The organism is Nocardia ignorata NBRC 108230 (assembly GCF_001612905.1).
Lineage (GTDB): Bacteria > Actinomycetota > Actinomycetes > Mycobacteriales > Mycobacteriaceae > Nocardia > Nocardia ignorata.
On the sequence record NZ_BDBI01000017.1, the window covers coordinates 19,096 to 43,145 of the forward strand.

Sequence of the window (24,050 nt, forward strand, 5' to 3'; positions counted from 1 at the left end):
CAGCTATTGAGCATAGTTCAGTAGTGGCTAGGATGGTCGATGTGAGTAGCAGAAGTTCGGGAGCGACCAAGCGTGTCCGGCTCGGCCCGGAGGAGCGGCGACTGCAGCTGATCCACCTCGGTGCCGAGATGCTGGCCGATCGACCGCTCGAGGACATCTCGGTCGACGACATCGCCAAGCAGGCGGGCATCTCGCGGGGTCTGCTGTTCCACTACTTCGCCTCCAAGCAGGAGTTCCACGAGGCGATCGCGCGGCATGTGAGCACCGAGTTCTATGCCGCCGTCATGCCCGATCGCGAGTTGTCGCTGTTCGACATGCTGCGCGATTCGATCGAACGGTTCGTCGACTACGCCATCGGCCATTCCGCGGCCTACCACTCGGTGTTGCGCGGACCCGCCAGCCGCACCCCCGACATGACCGACTACGTCAACGAGACCCGCGGCGCCATCGCCGATCTCATCGTCAGCGAACTGCCGCTGCCGCCCGACGACCCCGACCTGGCGCGGCTCACCCTCGCGATCCGCGGCTGGATCGCGTTCGTGGAGGAGACGATTCTGACCTGGATGGTCGAAAAGCCCATCAGCCGTGAGTCTTTGGTCGATCTACTGGTCGAGTCGTTGCCCGCGCTCGCGCTCAGTCCCGCGTTGATCTCCGCGCTGCGGGGTTGAGCGTCAACCGTTCTCGCGCGGTTTGGCGCGGAAGTGGGCGCGTTCGCCCTGTTTGCCGAACAGGCTGAGGAATTCGACGGGCTGGTTGTCGGCCGCGCCGAACCAGTGCGGGACATGGGTGTCGAATTCGGCTGCCTCACCGGGGGTGAGGACGATATCGTGGTCGCCGAGGATCAGGCGTAGACGGCCGTTGAGAACGTAGAGCCATTCGTAGCCCTCGTGCGTTTGGGGTGTGTCGGGCCGGTCGCGCGCACCCGGGGGGATGACGATCTTGTAGGCCTGGATACCGCCCGCGCGTTTGGTGAGCGGGAGCATCGTCATGCCGTGCCGGGTCACCGGGCGTAGGTGGATACGTGGGTCGCCGGTGGGTGGGGCGTCGACGAGTTCGTCGAGAGTGACGCCGTGTGCCTTGGCCAGGGGAAGTAGTAGTTCCAGGGTGGGTTTGCGGTCGCCCGATTCCAGGCGCGACAGGGTGCTCACCGAGATTCCGGTCTCGGTGGACAGGTCGGCGAGGGTGGTCTGGCGCTGTTTGCGCAGGGCGCGCAGACGGGGGCCGACCGAGTCGAGGGTCTGTTCGAGGTCGTCCATGTCCACCAGTTTGCCATAGCGGCAAACATGCTTGCCAGTTTTTCGTCCGTTGGTGCACTGTGAATTCCAGAAGGAGGTCGACATGACAGAGCTGAACGAGTGCTACGACGTGGTGGTGATCGGCGGGGGTGCCGCCGGGCTGAACGGTGCGTTGATGCTGGTGCGGCAGCGGCGATCGGTGCTGGTGATCGATGCCGGTGCGCCGCGTAACGCGCCCGCCGACGGGGTGCACGGGCTGCTGGGGCGGGAAGGGATGCCGCCGCTGGAGCTGGTCGCGCTCGGGCGTGAGGAAGTGCGCGGGTACGGCGGTCACGTGGTGACCGGCGAGGTGGTCGCTGTCGACCGCGCTGGTGACTCCGCCACCGGGGCGGGTCATTCCTCCGATACGCCCGGAAATGATGACGCCTCCCGCGAATTCCGGGTGGAGTTGGCGGACGGCCGGTCCGTCTTCACGCGGCGCATCCTCGTCACTACCGGGCTCGCCGACGAATTGCCGCCGATCGCCGGGCTCCGCGAACGCTGGGGGCACGACGTGCTGCACTGCCCGTACTGCCACGGCTGGGAGGTGCGCGACCAGCGGATCGCGGTCCTGGCGACCGGCCCGATGGCGGTCCATCAGGCGCTGCTGTTCACCCAGTTGACCGACGACATCGTGTTCCTGTCGCACACGGCTCCCGCGACTGACGAAGACGCGGAAAAGCTTGCGGCACGGGGTGTTCGCGTGGTCGGCGGTGAGGTGGTCGAGGTGCTCGCCGACGACGGAAAGCTGAGCGGCGTCCGGCTTGCCGACGGCACGGTCATCGACCGGGACGCGCTGGTCGTCGGCCCCCGCTTCAGCACCCGTGCCACCTTCCTCGCCGACCTCGGCCTCACCCCGCAACCCCACCCGAGCGGAGTCGGCGACCACATCCCCGCCGACCCCACCGGCCGCACCTCGGTCCCCGGCGTGTGGATCGCGGGCAACGCCACCGACCCGATGGCGCAGGTCGGTGCGGCCGCGGCGGCCGGTGCGATGGCGGGCGCGCAGATCAACGCGGAGCTGGTGATGGCCGACACCGCCGCGGCAGTCGAGCGGCTCCGGGCTTCGGAAGGTGCCGCTGTCACTGGATGAGTTCCGGTCCCGGCGCATCGAACGGTGCGCCGGGACTGCTGGTCATCGGCCATTGCCGAACGTGCAGCGGGAGCGGGCTCGTCGCCTCTGCTCATCGCCCACGCGAGCGTCGCGCGAGAGCTTCATCGATGGCGCTGGTCAACAGTGCGCGTGCGTCGTCGGCGGGGATCTGGCCAACGGTCACGTGTAAGGCCAGGCCGTCGAGGAGGGCCAACAGGGTGCTGGCCGCCGCGGTCGGCTCGGGGTGGTGGGGGAGCAGGCCTGCGATGTGGTCGCGGAAGCCTCGGCCGTTGGTTGCCAGGGTTTCGGCGATCTGGGGGCGAACCGAGGCGAAGGCCAGGTAGCCGATCAGGGTGCGGGTGTCGGCGGTGGATTCGGCGTCGGTGGGGAGGAGGGCGGTGAGGATCTGGTGGAGGTCGGGGGCGGGGCCCGCGGCGGCGATGCGCTCGCCGATTCTGCCCGCGATGGTGGTCGCGGCGAATTCCATCATCGCGTCCTTGGTGGGGAAGTAGTGCTGCACCTGGCCTGCGGAGACGCCTGCTTCGGCGGCGACGTGGCGCAGGCTGATCGACTCGAGTCCGTCGCGGGCGAGCAGTCGCATCACGGCGTCGCTGATCTCGGCTCGGCGCGAACTGTGATCGACCCGTTTCGGCATGCGGTCATTCTTTCACGATGCACTTGTATTGCCATGGTGCACCTCTTTACAATGCAGTTGTATTGCAAAGGAGGTCGCCGTGCGTCCTGTCCTGCGGCTCGTACGCCGTTTCGTCCGGTTCGAAGTCGATCTGTGGGTGAGCCTTGCCCGCGCGATCGCCCGCAAGCCCGAAACGGCGGGCGGCACCCCGATTCGCTACGCGGGCGCCATGTCGGCCATCCTCTGGGCGTTCGTCGTGGTCAGCGCGGTGGAGATTCCCGCTGTGCACCTGATCATCCCGTGGGCACCGGTCCGCCTGGCCGCGTTGGCGCTCGGCATCTGGGGACTGTTGTGGATGCTCGGCCTGCTAGCCGCTCACCACGCGTACCCGCACGTGCTCACCTCCGAGCACCTACGCCTGCGCTACCTGCGCCGCACAGAACTCACGATCCCGCTCTCCGCCCTGCGTGCTGTGCGCCCCGACATGCGTGGCTACGACGAATCGAAGTCGTTGCACCGCACAGCAAATGGAACCCTCGCCCTCCCGGTCGGCAGTTCCACCAACATTCGCCTGGAACTGGCCGCGCCGCACACCTTCTCCACGCCACAGGGCGACCTGACCTCGTCGACCATTGCCTTCTGGGCCGACGATCCACACACCGCCATCGGCGCGATCAAGGCAGCGAGAGTGAAGCAGCACTCCGAAGCCTGAGTCACCCCGGTATCGGCGCATCCTCGGGAAACTGCCGCACCACCTCGATCGTGCCGACGATATTGCGGTTGAACTCGGTGAGATCCTCTGCCGGGATCCAGTATTCGAGGATCTCGCGTCCACCGGCCCGGTCTCGGCTATCTGGGGCCGAAGGTTTCGAGGCCGGTTACTCGGAGGAGGTCGAGGGCTGTGGCGGTGGGGGTGTTGGGGGGTGCGGAGTAGATGACGATGGTTTGGTCGGTGTGGGGGACGTGCATGGCGTCGCAGTCGAGGGTGAGGGTGCCCAGGTCGGGGTGGGCGATGGTTTTGGTGAGGCTGTGCATGGTGCTGGAACGACCTGCTTGCCAGTGGGCCTCGAATTCGGCGCTGCGCGTGCGTAGTTCGGTGAGCAGGCGGGTGAGGTCGGGGTCGTCGGGGTAGGTGGCCTTGACGGCGCGCAGGCAGCCGACGCAGGCGGCGGCGTTGCTGTCGGCCTCCTCGGGGGTCATGACGACGCGGCCCATGCCGGTACCGAGGAAGCGCTGCCACATGATGTTCCGCTGCTCGGGCGGGATGGCGGAGAAGTCGCCCAGCAGTGCGGCCGACAGCGGATTCCAGGCGAGGACGTCGGATTTCGCGGACAGGACGAGCACCGGCAGATCGGTGAGCCGGTCCAGCAGTCGCTGGACGCTCGGCCGGATGACCATCGGAATCCGCCCGGCCTGCGGTGGTTCGGAACCGGCGAGCCGGTAGACCAGATCCCGATCGACATCGGTGAGCCGCAGTGCCCTGGTGAGGGCACCGAGTACCTGATCGGACGGCTTGGGCCCACGTCCTTGCTCGAGGCGCACGATGTAATCGACACTCACGCCGGCCAGGCTCGCCACCTCCTCGCGCCGCAGCCCGGGGACCTGTCGGCGGGCTCCGGCGGGCAGGCCGACGTCGACGGGCGAGAGCCGGGAGCGCGCACCGCGCAGTACCGTCGCCAATTCCGCTCTGTCCACGTTTCCATGGTGCCGCAGGTCGGTGGCGGCCGGGTGGTACCGCGAATCCCACCCCCTGTGCGGCACGGCATATCCGCCAGATCTATACGCAACCGTATAAGCGACTGGTCAGCTCATCCTCCTTCGACGAGTGGCTGACCTTCGAACTCTGGGGCCACTGGTGGGAGGACACCCCCGCAGCCAACAGCTTCTGGGCCAATCCCGCCGGCTTCGGCTGGCCGCTGCTGCTCGTCGGTTCGCTCATCGTGTGGATGGACCGGCGTGGCATCGTCCCACCCGAATTCCTCGCGTGGGCGGTGCTCGGCTGGGGCGTGGTGTGCGCCGTCGTCGTGGAGCCGACGCCCGCTCCGGTGGTGGTGATCGCGGCGATCCTGCTGCTGCGCGGTATCCGCGTCGCCGGTGCGCAGGTCGCTTCGCCTGTTCTCGCTCGATAGGGCGTGGTACCGCCCGTCCTATGCCTCTCCGGCACTGGTGCGCGGCTCGCTGTGGCGTGAATCTGGAGGCATGACACAGACGATCGCCCTGGTGACCGGGGCAAACAAGGGACTCGGCCGCGAAACGGTTCGCCGGCTGGCGGGCCGGGGCTGGCAGGTGTTCCTCGCCGCCCGCGACACCGGGCGCGGTGCGGCGGCGGCCGCCGAACTCGCCGCAGCCGGTGCCGACGTCAGGTTCGTCGCGCTGGACGTGACCTCCGACGACTCCGTCATGGCCGCCGCGGACACCGTGAAATCCGAAGCGGGCCGCCTCGATGTCCTGATCAACAACGCGGGCATCGGCGGCCCACGCACCGCGCCGAGCGAGACCAGGCCCGAAGACTTGCGCGAGGTGTTCGAGACCAATGTCTTCGGCCCCATTCGGGTGACCAACGCGTTCCTGCCGCTGCTGCGCCTGTCCGGGCATCCACGCATCGTGATGGTCTCCAGCGGCATCGGCTCGATCGCCACGATCACCGACCCGAAGTGGGCAGGCCTGCTGCCACCGGCCCTCGGCTATCCGAGCACCAAGGCCGCGCTGAACATGCTCACCGTCATGTACGCGAGCGAACTCGACACCATGAAGGTCAACGCCGTCGATCCCGGCTATACGGCGACCGACCTCAACGGGCACAGTGGTTTCCAGACCGTCACCGAAGGCACCGACGCGATCGTGGCCATGGCGACCATCGGCCCGGACGGACCCACCGGCGCATTCGTCGACCGCACCGGCACCGCGCCGTGGTGAAACTCGGCGCGGTGCTCGCGGCCGGGCTGCTGGCGGTCGCCGCCTATCTGATGACAACGGAGGACGCAGTGGCAGAACAGAAATCCGACACCGTGCTCTCGATCGGCCTGCACCCCAGCGCCGTCGACTACAGCCGCTACCCGCAGATCGACGAAGCCACACTCACCGCGCGTATCGCGGCGGGCGAGACGGCCCTGCGCGAGGCAGGCTTCGACATCGTCACCTGCCAGGTCCCGGCCGACCCCGACGCCGCCGAGGCGACGCTGCGCGACTGCGCGGCGGGCAGGCCGTTCGGGGTCGCGATGATCGGCGCCGGGGTGCGGATGGCGCCCGAGCACACCTTGCTGTTCGAACGCCTCATCAATGTCGCCACCGAGATCGCGCCGGGAATCCGGTTCTGCTTCAACACTTCTCCGGAGACGACCATCGACGCGCTGCGCCGCGGGTTGCACGCCCGCTGACTATAGGCAGTCGAGACGCGCGCCCGCCGGGCAGCCGTCCTACTTGTGGCCGCCACCGTGGTCGTGGCCGCCGCAGGTGTCGGTGCGTCGACCGTCCGTGGCCGCCTGACCGGCACCGTGACCCTCCAGCGCCGCGAACGGGCCGCATTCGTGCGGAGCGATCCACACGTGCACCATCGGATTGCCCGCGCCGGGGTTGATCGAGTTCGGCGGGCAGTTGCCCTGTTCGTCGGTCACGCCTGCGACCTGGGGACCGTTGTCGCCTGCCTTCCAGCACAGGTTGTCGTGCACGTGCCACTGCATCAGCGGGCCCGCGTACTCGGTGAGGGCCGGGTCGTCGATCTTCTTGCCCTTGGCCATGTACATGGCCGACACCAGGGTGCGGTTCTGGCCGTCGACCCGGTAGACCAGCGACTCCGGTCGGGTGGGGTCGAGGAAGCTGTCGTCGCGGATGTAGCCGGTGTTGATCCAGTGCTCGTAGCCGGTGGCGGCATCGCCGATCGAGCGGAAGCCGAGTGCGCCGATGGTGGTGACGTCGGCGAAGGCAGGCAGCTTGTCGAGGGTGTTCTGGATCAGGGCTGTCGCGCGTTGCTCCTGTTCGGCGGTGACGCCCGGGACGCCGGAGATATCGATCGGCTTGCCCGGGTCGAACGCCCGGGGCCAGGAGTCGCCGGTGTCACCGTGGTCCTCGCCCGCCGCGTGTGCGTGATCGTCGCCGTGACTGTGCACATGCCCGACACCGTTCAGCATGGCCGCCAGCGCCAGCACACCGACGGCGGCGGCCGCGAACCCGGACCGCATGGGCGGCAGCGTCGCACCCGGCCGCAGCAGTGCGACGGCCGCGCCGAGGACAGCGAGCGCACCGAGCGCGGCGCAGACGGTATCGGCGACACCCGGTGATTCCGCGGTCAGCCCGGTGACCCACGGGATATCGGCGAAACGGGTGAACGCCCACACCGCAACCGCGATCGCGTTCACCGCGGCCAGCGCGGACACGACGATCTTGCGATCACTCAGCAGCACCGTCAGCCCGACGGCGCATTGCATCGCGGCGAGCACGACCATCAGCCGCGCCAGTGTGGCGTGGTCGCTGTGCATTCCGGCGGCCAGGAAGTGCACCGCCCCCGCCCCGACCGACGAGATCCCGCCGAGCAGCAGAAATCCGTTGCGTCCGCTCACCTGTTGTCTCCAATCCGATAGTTCGCCGCGGACATTACTGGGCAACAGTGAGTGCGGAGTGCCGCATGTCTGAGGAAAGTCTGTGACCCAGGTCTCCGGCGCCGTTGTCACATCGAGACCATTACGGTGGTTAACGATCTCCGCGCGAGTCGCGAATTTCGGAGCATGAGTCTGAAAAGCAAGCAAGGTCAACGGGTTTCGGTTCAGGTCGGGGTGGCCGCCGCAGCGGCCGTTACCGCGCTCGTCGGGTTCAGTGGTCCGGCGGCGGCATTGCCGTCGGATCAGGTCGTCCACTTCGTACCGACACTCGTCCGGGTGCCGGGCGGATGCTCGGCCATCGTCAACGCGGAAACCGTGCCCCAGCCGCAGGCCGGGCACCTCGGTGTTCGCGTGAAAATCATTCAGGACGGACAGAACTGCCAGCCGTACCGGATCTCGGTGCGGTGGAAGAACCTCGACACCGGCCGTGAGAACAGTCAGTCCCATCGGGTCGATGCCAACGGTGTCATCGAACAGGCGCCCGACGGCGTGATCACCGGTTTCGGCATGGGCCCCGGCCCCGGCCGGGTCGAGGCGAAGATCGTCGCCACCACCGACACCTACCCGCAACACTATGACCTGGAACAGCTTTCGGGTCAGGCCTGGATCACCCTCAACCAGTAGCGAAACGGCGGCAGGGGCGGCCCGCCCGGGTCCGCCTCTGCTGTCGCGTGCCGGTGGCTTGCTCGTCCGGAGGGCTGCCCTTAGATTCATCCGTGATCGGGTGGGCCCATAGTTCCGCTCAAGCGTCGGCGGGCGAAGCGGAGGTGGGTCGGGGTGGCGGTGGAATCCGGGACGGTGTTCGCCGGATACGTGGTCGAACGGCTGCTCGGCGCGGGCGGGATGGGGTCGGTGTATCTCGCGGAGCATCCGCGGCTGCGTCGGCGGGTCGCGCTGAAGGTACTCGGCGACGGGATTTCCACCGATGCCAAGGTGCGCACCGCGTTCGACCGTGAGGCGACACTGGCCGCGCGGCTCGAACACCCGAACATCGTCGCCGTGTACGACCGCAGCGGTCCCGAGGACCCGGTGCTGTGGTTGTCGATGAAATACGTCGACGGTGGCGACGCGATCGGCCTGCTGCGCGCGAATCCCACCGGCCTGGCACCGGATCGAGCCCTGCGGCTGATCCGGGGTGCCGCCGCCGGACTGGATTTCGCGCACGCGCACGGGGTGCTGCACCGCGATGTGAAACCGGCCAACCTGCTGATCGAACGCGACGCGGCGGGCCGCGAAACCGCGCTGCTCACCGACTTCGGCATCGCCCGCAGCCTCGACGACACGGTGACGCTGTCGGCGATGGCCGCCACCTTCGCCTACGCCGCGCCCGAACGATTCCACGGGCACCTGGTGGATCATCGCGCCGACATCTACTCCCTCGGCTGCACGCTGTATCAGCTACTCACCGGCCGGACGCCGTTTCCACGTAGTGACCAGGCGGCGGTGATCGCCGCGCATCTGGGCGCGGCACCGCCCCGGCCCACCGAGCTACGACCGGAGCTGCCGCGGGCCATCGACGCGGTCGTGGCGACCGCGATGGCGAAACGGCCGGAGGACCGATTTGCCCGCTGCGCCGACCTCGCCGCGGCGGCGAGCAGAGCGTTCGACACCGGGGCGCCGGTGCGCGCGCCGTCCCCGAGCCCGTCGCCGACCGATCCGGTCACGGCCGGTGTTCCAGCCGCCCTGCCAGGTCGACGGCGTGCCCGGGCCGCGCGAACGCTCCTGCCCTCGGTGCTCACCGCGGTGCTGACGACCGCTACGGTCGCGTTGCTCGTCGTCATGACGACCACCGACCTGATCCGTGGCCAGCCGACCCGGGTCTACACCACGCAGAGTGTCGCGAACGCCTGTGACCTGCTCGATCTGCCCGCACTCGAACAACTCGGTGGGGCGCCGCCCGATCCGCCCATCCATTCCGAATCCGTTGATTCCGAGCCATATTCGTCCCACCACTGCTCGGTCTCCTACCGGGGTCTGGCAGCCACTGTGCTTGCCAAGGTCGTGAACGATGGACACGGCGCCGAGGCCTTCTTCCGCGACGACCTGGAGTTGGTTCGTCTGGGCGGGGCCACGATCCGGGCGGACCACCGGCTCGAGCTCGCTGACGACTCCTACTTCTACGTGCGCCGACTGCCGTACATGTACGGCCCGACCTGCGAGCTCGGCCTCTTCGACGACAACGTGGTCGTCGCGGTGACGCTGAGCACGCCCGCGGAGTCGAAGGTGGACGATTCGGAGATGGTGACGGCCTGTGAGCATCAGGGCCGAATACTCTGGGAGCGCCTCGGATGACACCACGACGGTTCTCGCTGCCATGGACGGCTGCGGCAGTGTCGGCCTGCTCGCTCGTGGTGGTCACCGTGATCGCCGCCGCGATGTGGCTGGGGCGCGAGGACGGGGCGGCGAACACGCGGTGGACGCCGGGCACACCGGTCGACACCCCGACCTCGCGCAAGTACCGCGAGCTGGAGCAAGGCAATCACTGCGAGCTGATGGATCTGGCCGAACTCACGCGTCGCGGCAGCGCCGGGTGGCAGCAGGACGATCAGGAGCCCATCGGGTCGACCGGCTACTGCTCCGGCGCTTTCGGTGACCTCACTGTGTCGCTGAGTCTCCATGTCACGCGGGCGGGAGGCGACCGGCGAGGGGGGCACGACAGGTTCAAATATCTTGTCGGACAACGTGTCTCGGATCCGAATACGAGTTTCGAATACCTGGCCGGGCTCGGCGAGGACGCCTTCGTCGAGGAGGAGGCCGACCGGGCCGGGCGTCCGGTGACAAAAGTGCGGATCGGCGTGCTCGACGAGAACCTGCACGTGGACACCACACTGACGATCGATGGCAACCGGATCAGCCGCGCCGAGCTGCGACAGCTGACCGAACACCACGTTCGCGTGGTGATGCGCAACCTGCGGGCCTGACAACGGCGAACGCCGGGCGGATCGTGATGATCCACCCGGCGTTCGCCGTTGTGCGGGAAGAAATTACGCGGTCGGCTCGAAGGCCTCGGCGATGATCTCGGCCTGCTCCACGGCGTGGACCTTCGAGGAACCCGAGGACGGGGCCGACATGGCGCGGCGGGAGATGCGGCGCAGTTTGCCCAGGCGGTCGGGGAGGACCTCGGGGAGGTTGAGGCCGAAGAAGGGCCAGGCGCCCTGGTTGGCCGGTTCCTCCTGGACCCAGGCGATGTCGGTCGCGTTGGGATACTTGGCCAGGGCCTCGTTGAGGCGGTACGTCGGGATCGGGTAGAGCTGTTCGATCCGGACGATGGCCACGTCTTCACGCTTGTGCTTGGCCTTCTCCGCGGCGAGCTCGTAGTAGAGCTTGCCCGAGGTCAGCAGGATGCGCTTGACCTTGGCGGTGTCGCCGACGCCCGATTCGTAGGTGGGCTCGTCGAACACCGAACGGAACTTCGACTCGGTGAAGTCCTTGATGTCGGACACCACGGCCTTGTTGCGCAGCATCGACTTCGGGGTGAAGACGATCAGCGGACGACGGATGCCGTCGAGGGCGTGGCGGCGCAGCAGGTGGAAGTAGTTCGCCGGGGTGGACGGCACCGCGACGGTCATCGAACCCTCGGCGCACAACTGCAGGAACCGCTCGATACGGCCCGAGGTGTGGTCGGGACCCTGACCCTCGTGGCCGTGCGGCAGCAGCAGCACCACATCGGAGAGCTGACCCCACTTGGCCTCACCGGAGGAGATGAACTCGTCGATGATCGACTGCGCGCCGTTGACGAAGTCACCGAACTGCGCCTCCCACAACACCAGTGCGTTGGGGTTGCCCAGCGAGTAACCGTATTCGAAACCGACAGCGGCGAATTCGCTCAGCGCCGAGTCGTGCACCGCGAACCAGCCCGGGTTCTCCGAACCGATGTTGTGCAGCGGGGTGTACTCCTGGGCGTTGATCCGGTCGATGATGACCGAGTGGCGCTGGGTGAACGTGCCGCGACGCGAGTCCTGACCGGTCAGGCGCACATCGTGACCCTGGTCGATCAGCGAACCGAACGCGAGCAACTCGGCGAAGGCCCAGTCGACCTTGCCCTCGTAGGCCATCTCGCGCCGCTTCTCCAGCACCGGCTTCACGCGCGGGTGCACGTTGAAACCGTCGGGAGTGTTGAGGAACGCGTCGCCGATGCGCTGCAGCACCGACTTGTCGACCGCGGTCTGCACGGTCGCGGGCACCTTCTGGTCGTCCTCGACGGACTCCGACGGCTCCGGAACGTATTTCTCCAGCTCGCGGACCTCGTTGAACACGCGCTCGAGCTGACCCTGGTAGTCGCGCAGCGCGTCCTCGGCCTCCTTCATGGAGATGTCGCCACGGCCGATCAGCGATTCGGTGTAGGCCTTGCGGACCGAACGCTTGGTGTCGATGACGTCGTACATCTCCGGCTGGGTCATCGAGGGGTCGTCGCCCTCGTTGTGTCCGCGGCGGCGGTAGCAGACGAGGTCGATGACGACGTCCTTGCGGAACTTCTGCCGGAAGTCGACCGCCAGGCGCGCGACCCAGTCGCAGGCCTCGGGGTCGTCACCGTTGACGTGGAAGATCGGCGCGCCGATGAACTTCGCGATGTCGGTGGAGTACTCGGTGGAGCGGCTGTTCTCCGGCGCGGTGGTGAAGCCGATCTGGTTGTTCACCACGATGTGGATGGTGCCGCCCACGCGGTAACCGCGCAGACCCGACAGGTTCAGCGTCTCGGCGACCACGCCCTGACCGGCGAACGCGGCGTCACCGTGCAACATCAGCGGCATCACCGAGAAGCCCTCGGGGCCGTCGCCCTTGTTCAGCAGGTCCTGCTTGGCGCGCACGAGGCCCTCGAGCACGGGATCGACCGCCTCCAGGTGCGAGGGGTTCGCGGTGAGCGACACCTCGATCTCGTTGTCGCCGAACATCTGCAGGTACTGGCCGTGCGCACCGAGGTGGTACTTCACGTCGCCCGAGCCGTGGGTGGCGGCCGGGTTCATGTTGCCCTCGAACTCGGTGAAGATCTTCGAGTACGGCTTGCCGACGATGTTGGCCAGCACGTTGAGGCGGCCACGGTGCGGCATACCGATGACGACCTCGTCGAGCCCGTGCTCGGCGCACTGGTCGATGGTGGCGTCCATCATCGGGATCACGGCTTCGGCGCCCTCGAGCGAGAACCGCTTCTGACCGACGTACTTGGTCTGCAGGAAGGTCTCGAACGCCTCGGCGGCGTTGAGCCGGTTCAGGATGTACTTCTGCTGGGCGACCGTCGGCTTGACGTGCTTCTGCTCGACCCGGTCCTGGATCCACTTGAGCTGGTCGGTCTCGAGGATGTGGGTGTACTCCACACCGACGTGGCGGCAGTAGGCGTCGCGCAGGATCGACAGCACATCGCGCAGCTTCATCCGCTCCTGGCCGTGGAAACCGCCCACGTCGAAGGTACGGTCCAGGTCCCACAGGGTGAGGCCGTGCGAGGTGACGTCGAGGTCGGGGTGGCTGCGGAACTTGTCCTTGACCAGGCGCAGCGGGTCGGTGTCGGCCATCAGGTGGCCGCGGTTGCGGTAGGCCGCGATCAGCTCGAGCACGCGGGCGCTCTTGTCGACGCCGCGCTCGCTGATGTCCTTGCGCCAGCGGATCGGCTCGTACGGCACGCCGAGGCCGTGGAAGATCTCGTCGTAGAACTCGTCGGAGATCAGCAGGTTGTGGATGGTGCGCAGGAAGTCGCCGGACTCGGCGCCCTGGATGATGCGGTGATCGTAGGTGGAGGTCAGCGTCATCAGCTTGCCGACGCCGATCTCGGCCAGGCGCTCGTCGCTCATGCCCTGGAACTCGGCCGGGTACTCCATGGCGCCGGCACCGATGATCGCGCCCTGGCCCGGCATGAGGCGCGGCACCGAGTGGACGGTGCCGATGGTGCCGGGGTTGGTCAGCGAGATGGTGACACCGGAGAAATCCTCGGCGCCGAGCTTGCCTTCACGGGCGCGGCGGACGATGTCCTCGTAGGCGGCGTGGAACTGACCGAAGCTCATCTCCTCGGTGCCCTTGATTGCGGCGACGACCAGCGTGCGGTTGCCGTCCTTGCCCACGAGGTCGATGGCCAGGCCGAGGTTGGTGTGCGCGGGGGTGACCGCGTTCGGCTTGCCGTCGATCTCGGCGAAGTGCCGGTTCAGGTTCGGGAACGACTTCACGGCCTGCACGATCGCGTAACCGAGCAGGTGGGTGAAGGAGATCTTGCCGCCGCGGGTGCGCGCCAGGTGGTTGTTGATCACGAGGCGGTTGTCGATCATCAGCTTGGCCGGGATCGCGCGCACCGACGTGGCGGTGGGGATGGTCAGCGAGGCCGACATGTTCTTGGCGATGGCCGCGGCGGGGCCGCGCAGCACCTTGGACTCGTCGGTGCCCGTGCTCGTCTTGGCGGGCGCGGTGGCCGGGGCGTTCGACACCGGGGCGGGCGTGGTCTGCGGTGCGCGCACGTTCTCCCGCTTCGGAGCCGGGGCGGGTGCCGGAGCCGGGGCGGGTGCCGGAGCCGGCGCGGGTGCCGGCTTGGGCGCCGTCGCGACGGCGGTCTTGGGGGCCTGCGGTGCGGCCTTCGGAGCCTGCTGCGGCGCCGCTTGCGCGGTGGCGGCGGGAGCCTGCTCGTTAGCGGAGTCGGTGGCCTCGGGGGTGTAGTCGGCGAGGAACTCGTGCCAACTCGCGTCGACCGAGGACGGGTCCTGTTTGAACTTCTGATACATCTCGTCGACTAGCCACTGGTTCTGTCCGAACTGGGAAGTTGAGCTGCTCACAGCTGGTGTTCGCCTCATTTCGTTCTTCGCGCTGCGACGTTTGTGACGTGCCCGGCAGGGGTATCAGCGGATGGCTGCCGATGCGCCCTCACCGAGCATATGCCCCGTGGCATGTCGGCGTAGCTAGTGGCCCGAGACTATTCGCTCCTCGTGCAGTCCCGCCGACCAGAGTCGCGCGTAACTCCCGCCTCGGGCGAGCAGTTCCCGGTGGCTACCGAATTCGACGATACGTCCTTGTTCGACCACGCCGACGAAGTCGGCGCGGGCCGCGGTGGCCAGCCGGTGGGCGACCACGACGGTCGTGCGGCCCCGGGCCAGCGAACGGCTCGCTACCAGCACCGATGCCTCGGTCTCCGGGTCGAGGGTCGAGGTCGCCTCGTCGAGAAGCAGCAGGTCGGGGTCGACGAGGTCGGCGCGGGCGAGGGCGACGAGCTGACGTTGTCCGGCGGATAACCCGCGACCTCTTTCACCGACCGGTTGGTTCATTTTTCGGGGTAATCCGGCGATCATTTCGGCCGCACCGACGTGGCTCGCCGCCTGTGCGATGTCCACCGATGTGGCGAAAGGTTGTCCGAATGCAATGTTGCTCGCGACATCACCGCTGAACAGGTGAGCTTCCTGGGGCACAATTCCCAGCCGCGAGCGGTACTCGGTGAGCACGAATTTACGTAAATCGACACCGTCGACCCGAATCTCACCCGCCGACGGCTCGGCGGGCAGATCGTAGAGCCGGGCGAGCAGTTTCACGATCGTCGATTTGCCCGCGCCGGTCGGCCCGACGAGCGCAAGGGTTCGCCCGGCCGGGAGGGTGAAGGACACGCCGTCCAGCGCCGGGAAGTTCGCTCCCGGATAGCGGAAGTGGACATCGTCGAAGACGACCTCACCGCGCAAACGGTCGATGCGCACCGCGTCGGGTGGGTCGGCCGCGATCGACGACTGTGTGCGCAGCAGGTCACCGATGCGGCGCAGCCCGACCCTGGCCTGCTGGTAGCCGTCGAACACCTGCGACAGTTCCTGGATCGGGCTGAACAGCAGGCCGAGGTAGAGGACGAAGGCGACGAGCGTGCCGGTGGTCGTTCGTCCGTCGGCCACCGCGTTGGCGCCCAGATAGACGACGACGGCCAGGGCGAGGTCGGCCCAGGCCAGGCCGAAGGAGAAGTAGCAGGCGATCGCGCGCTGGGCGCGGATGCGCGCCTCGCGGTAGCGGTGGGAGTACTCGGCGAAGCGGCGCGCCGCCACCGGTTCGTTGCGGGCGGCCTGCACGGCCCGCAGGCCCGCGATGTTCTCCTGGAAGTCGGCGTTCACGGCGGAGACCCGTTCGCGCGAGACGGTGTAGGCGGCGGTCGAGACGCGCCGGAACAGCAGGGTCGCGATGAGCATCGGCGGCACGGTGGCGAGCACGACCAGCGCCAGCCCCGCATCGATGACGACCAGGCCGACAGCCACGCCGATCAAGGTGATGACCGCGACCAGGCCGGTGGCGACACCGGTCTGCAGGAAGGTCGACAGGGCGTCGACATCGGTGGTCATCCGCGTCATGATCCGGCCGGACAGTTCGCGCTCGTAGAAGTCGAGGCCGAGCCGCTGCAACTGGGCGTAGCTGCGCACCCGGAGCCCGAACAGCACGCGTTCGCCGGTGCGCGCGGTGAGCACCGTGACGGCAGCGCCGACGATCAGGCTCGCGAGCACCAGTCCGATCCCGATCACCGCCGACACCGCGAGCGCCGAGTTCTGCCCGCCGGTGACACCGGTGTCGATGGCGTAGCGGACCAGCGGCGGGAAGGCGATGCCGATCATGGCGTCGGCGATCAGCAGCAATACGACCAGCCCGACCAGCTTGCGGACCGGTCGAAGCAGGACGCGCAGACCGAAGTCGGGTTGGGGGCCGCGCAGATCGCCGGGCAGGTCGGGTTGTTCGGTGGCCGGTGGTAGCGCGTCGACGGCCGCGCGCAGTTCCGGGGTCTCGCTGAGGTCGGCGGCCGCCATCGACCGTGGCCGATCACCGACGACGGGCCGCTTGTCGACGCGCACGGTCGGCACGACCGAGCCGGTGGGCGCGGGCAGCCGGATGACCCGATCGGCCTGGGCCAGGGTCGACTCGCGGTGGGCCAGGATCAGCGTGGTGCGCCCGCCCGGGTCGGGCAGCCGCCGGAAGATCTCCGCCTCGGTCACCGCATCGACGGCGGAGGTGGCGTCGTCGAGGACGAGTACGCGCGGCCGGGTGAGCAGCGCGCGGGCCAGCGCGATCCGCTGCCGTTGGCCACCGGAGAGGGTGAGGCCGCGTTCACCGATGACGGTGTCGTACCCGTCGGGCAGTTCGGCGATGAACTCGTCGGCGACCGCCGCGGTGGCCGCCGCCCGGATCTCGGCGTCGGTGGCCTCCGGGCGGCCGAGGGCGATATTGGCCGCGATGGTGTCGGAGAACAGGAACGGGTCGTCGAAGACCACGCCGAGCGCGCCGCGCAGATCCTCGGCGCGCAGGTCGGCCAGGTCTACCCGGGTGCCGTCGGTGCCGACGAGGCTGATGGTGCCCGCGTCGGGTGCGTAGAAGCGGGGTAGCAGCAGTGACAGCGTCGACTTGCCGGACCCGGCCGGGCCGATGATCGCGACGGTCTCACCCGGCCGGATCGTGAGGTCGAGTTCCGAGAGCACCGGCTCGCCGGGGGTGAAACCGAATCCGACACCGTCGAATTCGATGCCGAGCGGGCCGGGTGGCAGCTCGGTCGGCTTGTCGGGGTCGACGAGTACCGGCGCCGCGTCGATCACCTGGAACACCCGGTCGGCGGCGGATTTGGTGAGCTGGCTCATGATGACCACCGAGGTGATCGTGCGCGCCGAGGACGTCATCGTGGCCAGGTAGGCGGTGAAGGCGAGGAAGGTGCCGATCCCGATCGCGCCGCGCGAGGCGAGCAATCCGCCGACGATGATGACGGCGACCAGCCCGGCCTGCGGCAGTGCCGACACGACGGGGGCGAAGCGGGCGTTGATCCGCGCGGCGCGCAGCCGTTCGGCGTAGAGGGCGCGGCCGTGGTGCTCGAGTTCGTCGACCATCCGGGCCTCCTGCCCGAAGCCCTTCACCACACGCACCCCGGTGACCGTCTGTTCGACGTGTTCGGCCAGCTCGGCGGCCCGCTGCTGCGCCGACCAGGTGGCCGCGTACAGCCGGGGCCGCATCCGCAGCACAACCACCGCCATCACCGGCGCGACGAGCAGCGCGGCGAGCGCCAGCGGCGGGCTCAGCCACACCATCACCACCGCCGAGGCGACGAACTGCAGCACGGCGAGGCCCGACCACGGCACCATCGCCAGCAAGCCCTGCACCAGCTGCAGGTCGGTGATGGAACGCGACACCACCTGGCCGGTGCGGATGGCGTCCTGGCCCGCTCCGTCGAGGCGCTGCAGCGCGGCGAGCAGTGAGACACGCAGGTCGTGTTGCACCTCCAGTGACAGTTGACCAGCCCATAGCCGGCGGGCGAAGGTCACCGCGAACCGGCAGACCGCGAGGACCGCGAGCAGGGCGGCGGCACTGCCGATGACCGAGGTGTCGCCCGCTTCGGCGGCGTCGACGGCGCGCTTGGTGGCCAGGGGTGCCGCGATCGAGACGGCCGCGCCGGCCAGCACCGCCCCCGCGATGACGGCGAGCAGCCGCGGATGCCGCAGGCACAGGCGCCACAGCCTGCGGAACCAGCCGGGCCGGTCAGCGCGCCGCGTCATCACAGCGGGCTCGTGCACTACAGGTCGCGGTTGCGCAGGTCCCACCACCCGGCAGCACCAACGGCGATGGTCCACAGGAGCAGAACGACGAGCGCGGCGGGCGTCGGTGCGAACACCTCGGCCTCGTCGAAGGAACCGGCGCTCACTCCGGCCACGGTCGAGGACACCGGCAGCACGGTCGTGAGACCACCGGCCCCGAAACCCTTGGCTACCAACCAGATCAGCGGCTCGAGCACGAATGCCCAGCCGAGCACCAGCCACACCGCCGCTCCGGTCGTGCGCAGCAACAACCCGATGCCCGCACCGAGCACCGCCCAGCACATCGCGACGAGCAACCCGGCGCCGAGCACTTCCAGCAGCGGCCAGCCGAACTCGAACTTGCCACGGCCCGCGGCGGCGAGCACGAGCATCGCGACCACCTCGGCGACGACGGCGACCACCAGCGCGATACCGGCCACCGCGGCGTATTTCGCGATGACCAGCCGGTCGCGATCCGGGGCGAACAGGGCCGTGAGCGCCATGGTCTTGCGCTTGTACTCGCCACCGGTCACGCCGATGCCGAGCAGTGCCGCGGCCACGAACACCGCGACGAGCGCCAGGTACAGGCCGATGGTGGCCGCCCCCGTCAGGGGTTGTCCGGTCGGGTCGTAGCGGCCCGACATCAGCGCCGTGATCAGCGTCGCGACCAGTGCCACCGCGATCGGGCCGACGAGCAGCAACCGATTGGGCCGCAGCGTGAACACCTTGCGTGTTTCGGCGTCGAGACCGGGGAGCAGATCCTCGGGCAGCACAGTGGTCATCGGGTGATCCCCTCCGAAGTCATGACCGAAATGGATGCGCGCACACGCCCCGGTCGGAGTCCGGCTACCCGGACCTCCCCGCGAAGGCCGGAGCCGCACGCGGCGCGCTGAGCCGGCGAGAACGGGCGACGGCTTCGGCACGCGGGGCGCACCGGTCGATCTGTGGCCGACGGCGTCATCGGGACACCCCGTACGACGGCGGGGCCGGCGCGAAGGTGGCGTTCGACGGCGTGGGAAGGCGGTGCTGATGCCTGCGGGGTTTGGTCAAGGAGGCCAGGACCCGGTCGGGGTGGATGGGGTCGGCGACGATGCTGCCGATCCGCACCGAGGCCGCCTCGGCGATCGAACGGATCGTCGCCTCGTCGGCCTCGGCGACGGCCAGGCGCCCGTCCGGCCGCATCACCGCATCGGTGAAGCCCCGGGTCGCCAGGGCCGTGGCCAAGGCGATCGACGGGGAGGAGGCGACGACGAGCCGGTCGGGATGGCCGCGCCGCAGCTTGGCGGGAGTGCCCTGCCAGACGACGGCGCCCTCGCTCAGCACCACCAGGTGGTCGGCCGCCGACACCACGTCGGCCAGGCTGCCCGCGCTCACCAGCACCGTGCCGCCCCGCCCGACATGCCCGCGCAGCACCTCCTGCAACCAGCCGCGTTCCATGCCGTCGGCATCGGCGAACAGGTCGTCCAGGACGAGCAGCGGAGGATCGGCGAGCAGCGCCGTGGCCAGCGCGAGGCGGGTCTGCTGACCCGGATTCAGCTGGGCTACAACGGTATCGGCGAGAGCGCCGAGACCCGTCGTCTCGAGCACCGCCTCGACCCGCCGACCGCCGACGCCCGCGACCGGGGCGTAGCACGACAGCTGATCGCGCACCGTGCGCGCCGGATGCAGACCGCGCGGATGCAGCACCGCGCCGACCGCGGCCGGTCCGTGCCCCACCGTCACCTCCACCCGGCCGGTGCTCGGCCGCTGCAGCCCGAGCACCATTCGCAGCAGGGTGGTCTTGCCCGCCCCGGTGGGCCCGACCAGCGCGGTCACCGCACCCGACGGCACCGCGAAGTCGATGCCGTCGACGGCGCTGACCTGGTCGAAGACTTTTCCGACGCCGCGCACCAGCACGGCGTCGCCCCCGGCTTTCCTCACTGCTTACGGGCCGGGTCGGTACCGATCGCGGGCAGCGGATCGGCGTCGATCACGTTGTGCAGCGGCGTCGGCCACAGCGCTGGCGCGGGCCCGAAGGCCTTGTGCGCGTTCTCGATCGTGGCCTTGCCGAGCGCCCGGTTACCCGCGCCACCGATGGCGGCACCGATACCGGCGGGCAGCACCTTGCCCGCCATCAGCGCGGCCCGCTTGGTGATGAAGCGCTTGATGAACTGCTGCAGCAGTTTGCTGTTGATCGCGCCCATGCCGGTCGCCTTGCCCGCCAGCGTGTTCGCCCAGTTCTTCGACTGGGTGCGCAACCCCTTCTGCACGATGGCGATGCCCGCGTCACCGAGGACGACCGCGAGCACCAGCGCGCGCCGGGCCTCCTGGTCATGCGGCTCGATGCCCTGGACGGCGGCCCGTGCCAGCGTGAACAGTGCCGAGGCCTCCATGAAGAACGCCGTCTCCGCGCCGACCGCGCCGAGGGCGGCCACCGTGCCGATGCCCGGCACGGCCGCGGTCGCGCCGACGGCGGCACCGCTGCCGGTCACCGCGAGCAGGTACTGCTTCTCCAGCCGTTCGGCGATCTGGGCCGGGCTCTCCCCGGGATGACGTTCCCGCAGGTACTGGACATAGCGCCGCACGGCAGGGGCCTGCAGCTTGGAACCGGTGTCGAGAACATCGACTACGGCCTTCTCGATCGCACTCTTGAACACGGCGTCGTCCTCCTCTTCGACCGACGAGTCGAACTGTAGGGCACCTGTGGTCCCGACAGCCCATCATGCCAACGACTACCGACACCCCTGTGGTTCCGCGATGTGGGCACGCTCTCCACTCCCACGACCGGTGCCCGGGTTCTACGCTGACCAAATGAGTGAAACGAACCCGACCCGACTGACGCGCGAGTTCACCGAAGCCGGTGCCGAGATCGCCACGATCACCATCGATCATCCGCCGCTCAACCTCTTCGACCGGCCCCTGATCGACGCGCTGATCGCCGATCTCGCCGCGCTCACCGCGCAGCCGCCGCGCGCCGTGCTCATCCGCGCCGAGGGCAAGGTGGTCTCCGGCGGTGTCGACGTGCACGTCTTCGAGGGGCGAAGCGCCGAGCAGGGCGCGCAACTGTGGCGCGAGCTGTTCGACCGGATCATCCATCCGCTCGAGGCCCTGCCGTGCCCGGTGGTGTTCGCCGCGCACGGGCTCACCCTCACCGCCGCCTTCGAGATGTCGCTGGCCTGCGACATCATCCTGGCCGCGCCGAAGGCGAAGTTCGGGCTGGTGGAAACGGTGGTCGGCCTGACACCGTCGATGGGTGGCCCGCAGCGGCTGGCCGAGCGGGCGGGTTCTGGCCGGGCCCGCGAGTTCGTGATGACCGGCGATCTCTACGACGCCGCGACCATGGCCGACTGGGGTGTGGTCAACGCCGTCCACGACGACGTCGACACGGCCGCCCGCGCGCTGGTCACCCGCCTCGCCGACGGACCGACCCGCGCGCACGCCGCGACCAAGCGGATCATCGAGGCATGGCGTTCCGGCGGTGTGGCACACGCGGATTCGGTGACACCGGAGGTGTCGGGCGCCCTGTTCGAGACCGCCGACCTGCGCGGTGCCGTTCGCAGTTTCCTCGATGTCGGCCCAGGTAAGGCGACCTACAAGGGCGAGTGAATCCCGAGCGGCTGACAGAAATGTGATCCACGTCATATAGTCGGAGATGCATGCCGGGCGAGGACGTGGAGGTCTTGATGGGTCAGCCGGAACCGGACACGACCGCACGCTCGGAGGGTGGCGCGCCGGAGCGAGGGCCCGGCTCCGAGGCTCGGGTGCCGATCACGAGTGGACCCGAGTTCCGGGCGTTCCGGTCGTCCCCGGTCGGCTCCGGTGTGCTGGGTTGCGGACAGCTGCGGCGCGGCCCCGACGGCGTGCTCCGCTACGGCGACCTGCACCCCGCGCTCACCGAACTGCTCGACCTGCGCGTGCACGCCTTCACGAATCGGGAGGCGGTCGTCGAGGTCGGCGGCCCACGCCTGACCTACCGGGAGCTGTGGCACAGCGCTTCCCGCATCGCGGGCGGCCTGCAGGGTCACGGCATCGGCTACGGCGACCGGGTCGCGGTGCACATGCCGACGGGCGCGCGCTGGGTGCAGGCGTTCCTCGGCGCCCTGCTGTCCGGTGCGGTACCGGTCCTGATCCCCGACGGGCTCGGCGCCGACCTGACGGCGCGCGTGATCGCCGACAGCCGCGCCGACTTCGTGCTCGGCCCCGACGGGCCACTGCCCGACAGCACCGCCTACATCGATGACGGTGCGGCACTGGGAGATCCGGCCCTGCTCTGCTACACCGGTGCCGCCGCACGCGGTCCGGTGCCCGCCGGGGTCGAGCTCACCAACGAGAACCTCTTGTCGGCGGTGTCGTCGATGGTCGGCGCGCTCGGCCTGCCCGCCGACGGCGTGCGCAATCTGGTGCTGCTGCCGCTGGCCCACGCCAGCGGATGTGTCGACCAGTTGCTGCCGACCTTCGCCGTCGGCGGAACCGTCGTCCTCGCACCGGGTGCCCGCAGCCTGGCCGACGTGCTGGTCAGCGAGCGGATCGACACGGTCTCGGCCACCCCGCGCATCTTCGCCGACCTGCTGCCAGCCTTCGCCGAGCGACGCTCGGGCGCGGGTGTGCGGCGCGTGAGCAAGGCCTGTCACCGCTCCGAACGCGCCGCCGCCCCGGCCTCGGCCCCGCTGACCGCTGCCTTGCGCGCGCTGTTTCCCGAGGCGCGGCAGTGGTCGGTGTGGGGCGCCACCGAGACCAGCGGCATCGGCCTGCTCGTCGACGACACCGATCGCACCGAGGCGGCGCTCGGGTTCGCCTTCGGTGGAACGGAATTGGCGCTGTCGGGCCCGCAGGCTCGCCAGGGTCGCGGCGAACTGCTCTGTCGCGGACCGAATGTCAGCCGACGCTACTGGAACAACCCCGACGCGACCGTCGCCCGGTTCAGCGGAACCTGGTTCCACACGGGCGATTTCGTCCGCATCGACACCGACGGCCTGGTCTACGCCGAGCCGGCCGGCTGACTCACACCAGCTTGGCGCGCAACGCCGAGCGCAGGTCGCCCGTGAGGCCGATCTCGGTCAGGTAGCCCTCGGTGTCGCCGTAGCGTTTGTGCACGGTGGCATCGGCGGTGCGCAGGTACTCCTCGCGCACGCCGAGGATGTCGACCGACAGTGCCTCGCCACCGCCGATCTTCGGTTCCAGCAGGACGCGCAGGGGTTCCACCGCCGCATTGCTGGCCAGGAAGTCGGTGTAGATGTCGTCCTCGTGCACGCCGACCGCGCGCAGCACGGTGGCCACCGCCCAGCCGGTGCGGTCCTTGCCCGCCGCGCAGTGCACGAGCACGGCGTCGTCGCCGTCGACGATCGAGCCGGCCAGCCGGGTGATGGCCGCGCCCGCCTCGGGCAGCAGCGGGAACTGCCGGTACACCTCGAGCATGTGCGCGAACGCGCTGACGGTCGCCGCCTCGTGTGGCGGTGCCTCTTCCATCCGCGAGTCGAACGGTGTGACGTGCAGGCGCACATGCTGGGGCAGGGTGTCGTGGCCGATGTGGTCGATCTCGACCGGGCCGCGCAGATCGTGTACATCGGTGACCCGCAGCTCGCTCAAGGTGGCATGCCCCTGTTCGTCGAGACCGCTGAGTTGTGCCGAGCGCAGCAGCACGCCGGGGCGGACGGTGCCGCCGTCGACGGTGCGCAGCCCGCCCACATCGCGGAAATTGAAGGTGCCGCTGAGGGCGAACTGGTCGGCGCGAGGCGAGAGAGTCACCCGTCCAGGTTATCGGCGGTTCGACCCGGCGTGGACGGAGTCGGCCGATCGGTCACGAAGTATGTGACGTGCGTTTCCCCGCGCGACACGTGTGTGCTCACCCACAGGAACGTGAGCGCGGCTACCACGACTTGTACCATCGACAGGTAAGCGAATACAGCGGGGGCATCTATTCGAGCGCGAAAACAAAATCGAGCCGTATGGTCGGTTTTTATCAAGGTCGCATTCGGGTAACAAAACAATCTTTCA

21 protein-coding genes are annotated in these 24,050 nt (G+C 68.9%); 11 read left to right on the plus strand and 10 right to left on the minus strand.

Annotation, left to right across the window (positions count from 1 at the left end; genetic code table 11):
- Positions 1 to 32 precede the first annotated feature (32 nt).
- Positions 33 to 668, plus strand: a complete 636-nt coding sequence (locus NI2_RS15110; RefSeq protein ID WP_067491261.1) for a TetR/AcrR family transcriptional regulator — start codon at positions 33 to 35, stop codon at positions 666 to 668.
- Positions 669 to 671: 3 nt separating this feature from the next.
- Here the strand turns inward: NI2_RS15110 and NI2_RS15115 are convergent, their stop codons facing one another.
- Positions 672 to 1,256, minus strand: a complete 585-nt coding sequence (locus tag NI2_RS15115; protein WP_067491263.1) for a helix-turn-helix domain-containing protein — start codon at positions 1,254 to 1,256, stop codon at positions 672 to 674.
- A gap of 82 nt (positions 1,257 to 1,338) precedes the next feature.
- Here NI2_RS15115 and NI2_RS15120 point away from each other — a divergent pair, with 82 nt between their 5' ends.
- Positions 1,339 to 2,367, plus strand: a complete 1,029-nt coding sequence (locus tag NI2_RS15120) for an NAD(P)/FAD-dependent oxidoreductase (protein ID WP_067491654.1) — start codon at positions 1,339 to 1,341, stop codon at positions 2,365 to 2,367.
- A 91-nt stretch (positions 2,368 to 2,458) separates the two neighbouring features.
- On the opposite strand, the gene NI2_RS15125 is transcribed toward NI2_RS15120, so the two are convergent.
- A complete protein-coding gene (locus tag NI2_RS15125) occupies positions 2,459 to 3,022 on the minus strand; it encodes a TetR/AcrR family transcriptional regulator (protein WP_067491265.1) in 564 nt (187 codons plus the stop codon).
- 79 nt (positions 3,023 to 3,101) lie between these two features.
- On the opposite strand from NI2_RS15125, the gene NI2_RS15130 reads away from it, so the two are divergent.
- Positions 3,102 to 3,713, plus strand: coding sequence for a hypothetical protein (locus tag NI2_RS15130; RefSeq protein ID WP_067491267.1), 612 nt, complete (start codon positions 3,102 to 3,104; stop codon positions 3,711 to 3,713).
- Positions 3,714 to 3,850: 137 nt separating this feature from the next.
- On the opposite strand, the gene NI2_RS15135 is transcribed toward NI2_RS15130, so the two are convergent.
- The gene (locus NI2_RS15135) at positions 3,851 to 4,696 is read right to left on the minus strand and encodes a helix-turn-helix transcriptional regulator (protein WP_067491269.1); all 846 of its coding nucleotides are present in this window, start codon (positions 4,694 to 4,696) and stop codon (positions 3,851 to 3,853) included.
- A 251-nt stretch (positions 4,697 to 4,947) separates the two neighbouring features.
- Here NI2_RS15135 and NI2_RS15140 point away from each other — a divergent pair, with 251 nt between their 5' ends.
- The 3 genes from NI2_RS15140 to NI2_RS15150 all read left to right on the plus strand — a co-directional run bounded on the left by NI2_RS15140 (position 4,948) and on the right by NI2_RS15150 (position 6,378).
- The gene (locus tag NI2_RS15140) at positions 4,948 to 5,130 is read left to right on the plus strand and encodes a hypothetical protein (RefSeq protein ID WP_133733833.1); all 183 of its coding nucleotides are present in this window, start codon (positions 4,948 to 4,950) and stop codon (positions 5,128 to 5,130) included.
- Between the two features lie 70 nt (positions 5,131 to 5,200).
- Entirely contained in the window at positions 5,201 to 5,917 is a 717-nt protein-coding gene (locus tag NI2_RS15145) for an SDR family oxidoreductase (RefSeq protein WP_067491274.1), read from the plus strand.
- Positions 5,914 to 6,378 (plus strand): hypothetical protein, encoded by a 465-nt coding sequence (locus NI2_RS15150; RefSeq protein WP_208115316.1) that lies wholly within the window; start codon positions 5,914 to 5,916, stop codon positions 6,376 to 6,378. Before NI2_RS15145 ends, NI2_RS15150 begins: the two co-directional genes overlap by 4 nt.
- A gap of 39 nt (positions 6,379 to 6,417) precedes the next feature.
- Here NI2_RS15150 and NI2_RS15155 read toward each other — a convergent pair whose 3' ends face one another.
- Positions 6,418 to 7,557, minus strand: a complete 1,140-nt coding sequence (locus NI2_RS15155; RefSeq protein ID WP_067491275.1) for a hypothetical protein — start codon at positions 7,555 to 7,557, stop codon at positions 6,418 to 6,420.
- Between the two features lie 165 nt (positions 7,558 to 7,722).
- On the opposite strand from NI2_RS15155, the gene NI2_RS15160 reads away from it, so the two are divergent.
- The 3 genes from NI2_RS15160 (at position 7,723) to NI2_RS15170 (ending at position 10,517) form a co-directional block, all read left to right on the plus strand.
- A complete protein-coding gene (locus tag NI2_RS15160) occupies positions 7,723 to 8,220 on the plus strand; it encodes a hypothetical protein (protein WP_243749742.1) in 498 nt (165 codons plus the stop codon).
- Between the two features lie 153 nt (positions 8,221 to 8,373).
- Positions 8,374 to 9,888, plus strand: a complete 1,515-nt coding sequence (locus tag NI2_RS15165; protein ID WP_067491280.1) for a serine/threonine-protein kinase — start codon at positions 8,374 to 8,376, stop codon at positions 9,886 to 9,888.
- Positions 9,885 to 10,517 (plus strand): hypothetical protein, encoded by a 633-nt coding sequence (locus NI2_RS15170; protein WP_133733832.1) that lies wholly within the window; start codon positions 9,885 to 9,887, stop codon positions 10,515 to 10,517. The genes NI2_RS15165 and NI2_RS15170 overlap by 4 nt, the downstream gene beginning before the upstream one ends.
- Before the next feature lie 63 nt (positions 10,518 to 10,580).
- Here NI2_RS15170 and NI2_RS15175 read toward each other — a convergent pair whose 3' ends face one another.
- The 5 genes from NI2_RS15175 to NI2_RS15195 all read right to left on the minus strand — a co-directional run bounded on the left by NI2_RS15175 (position 10,581) and on the right by NI2_RS15195 (position 20,713).
- On the minus strand, positions 10,581 to 14,363 hold the full coding sequence (locus NI2_RS15175) for a multifunctional oxoglutarate decarboxylase/oxoglutarate dehydrogenase thiamine pyrophosphate-binding subunit/dihydrolipoyllysine-residue succinyltransferase subunit (protein WP_166655723.1): 3,783 nt from the start codon (positions 14,361 to 14,363) through the stop codon (positions 10,581 to 10,583).
- 105 nt (positions 14,364 to 14,468) lie between these two features.
- Positions 14,469 to 18,059, minus strand: a complete 3,591-nt coding sequence (locus NI2_RS15180; protein ID WP_067491658.1) for an ABC transporter ATP-binding protein — start codon at positions 18,057 to 18,059, stop codon at positions 14,469 to 14,471.
- A 17-nt stretch (positions 18,060 to 18,076) separates the two neighbouring features.
- Positions 18,077 to 18,859: an ABC transporter permease subunit gene (locus tag NI2_RS15185; protein WP_067491286.1), complete on the minus strand. Its 783-nt coding sequence runs from the start codon at positions 18,857 to 18,859 to the stop codon at positions 18,077 to 18,079.
- A gap of 175 nt (positions 18,860 to 19,034) precedes the next feature.
- Positions 19,035 to 19,997 carry an ATP-binding cassette domain-containing protein gene (locus NI2_RS15190; RefSeq protein ID WP_067491288.1) on the minus strand — a complete coding sequence of 321 codons (963 nt, stop codon included), beginning with the start codon at positions 19,995 to 19,997 and terminating at the stop codon, positions 19,035 to 19,037.
- Positions 19,994 to 20,713, minus strand: a complete 720-nt coding sequence (locus tag NI2_RS15195) for a hypothetical protein (protein WP_243749741.1) — start codon at positions 20,711 to 20,713, stop codon at positions 19,994 to 19,996. The genes NI2_RS15190 and NI2_RS15195 overlap by 4 nt, the downstream gene beginning before the upstream one ends.
- A gap of 154 nt (positions 20,714 to 20,867) precedes the next feature.
- Here NI2_RS15195 and NI2_RS15200 point away from each other — a divergent pair, with 154 nt between their 5' ends.
- Together NI2_RS15200 and NI2_RS15205 are read left to right on the plus strand one after the other, a co-directional pair.
- A complete protein-coding gene (locus tag NI2_RS15200) occupies positions 20,868 to 21,662 on the plus strand; it encodes an enoyl-CoA hydratase/isomerase family protein (RefSeq protein ID WP_067491291.1) in 795 nt (264 codons plus the stop codon).
- 50 nt (positions 21,663 to 21,712) lie between these two features.
- The gene (locus NI2_RS15205) at positions 21,713 to 23,056 is read left to right on the plus strand and encodes a class I adenylate-forming enzyme family protein (protein WP_243749740.1); all 1,344 of its coding nucleotides are present in this window, start codon (positions 21,713 to 21,715) and stop codon (positions 23,054 to 23,056) included.
- A gap of 1 nt (position 23,057) precedes the next feature.
- Here the strand turns inward: NI2_RS15205 and NI2_RS15210 are convergent, their stop codons facing one another.
- Positions 23,058 to 23,801 (minus strand): tyrosine-protein phosphatase, encoded by a 744-nt coding sequence (locus tag NI2_RS15210; RefSeq protein ID WP_067491293.1) that lies wholly within the window; start codon positions 23,799 to 23,801, stop codon positions 23,058 to 23,060.
- Positions 23,802 to 24,050 lie beyond the last annotated feature (249 nt).

Coding starts and splice junctions, on each gene's coding strand:
- NI2_RS15185 (WP_067491286.1), bottom strand. CDS start 18,859: ATGACCACTGTGCTGCCCGAGGATCTGCTCCCCGGTCTCGACGCCGAA.
- NI2_RS15160 (WP_243749742.1), top strand. CDS start 7,723: ATGAGTCTGAAAAGCAAGCAAGGTCAACGGGTTTCGGTTCAGGTCGGG.
- NI2_RS15180 (WP_067491658.1), bottom strand. CDS start 18,059: ATGACGCGGCGCGCTGACCGGCCCGGCTGGTTCCGCAGGCTGTGGCGC.
- NI2_RS15125 (WP_067491265.1), bottom strand. CDS start 3,022: ATGCCGAAACGGGTCGATCACAGTTCGCGCCGAGCCGAGATCAGCGAC.
- NI2_RS15200 (WP_067491291.1), top strand. CDS start 20,868: ATGAGTGAAACGAACCCGACCCGACTGACGCGCGAGTTCACCGAAGCC.
- NI2_RS15120 (WP_067491654.1), top strand. CDS start 1,339: ATGACAGAGCTGAACGAGTGCTACGACGTGGTGGTGATCGGCGGGGGT.
- NI2_RS15145 (WP_067491274.1), top strand. CDS start 5,201: ATGACACAGACGATCGCCCTGGTGACCGGGGCAAACAAGGGACTCGGC.
- NI2_RS15140 (WP_133733833.1), top strand. CDS start 4,948: ATGGACCGGCGTGGCATCGTCCCACCCGAATTCCTCGCGTGGGCGGTG.
- NI2_RS15170 (WP_133733832.1), top strand. CDS start 9,885: ATGACACCACGACGGTTCTCGCTGCCATGGACGGCTGCGGCAGTGTCG.
- NI2_RS15115 (WP_067491263.1), bottom strand. CDS start 1,256: ATGGACGACCTCGAACAGACCCTCGACTCGGTCGGCCCCCGTCTGCGC.
- NI2_RS15205 (WP_243749740.1), top strand. CDS start 21,713: ATGCCGGGCGAGGACGTGGAGGTCTTGATGGGTCAGCCGGAACCGGAC.
- NI2_RS15175 (WP_166655723.1), bottom strand. CDS start 14,363: ATGAGGCGAACACCAGCTGTGAGCAGCTCAACTTCCCAGTTCGGACAG.
- NI2_RS15110 (WP_067491261.1), top strand. CDS start 33: ATGGTCGATGTGAGTAGCAGAAGTTCGGGAGCGACCAAGCGTGTCCGG.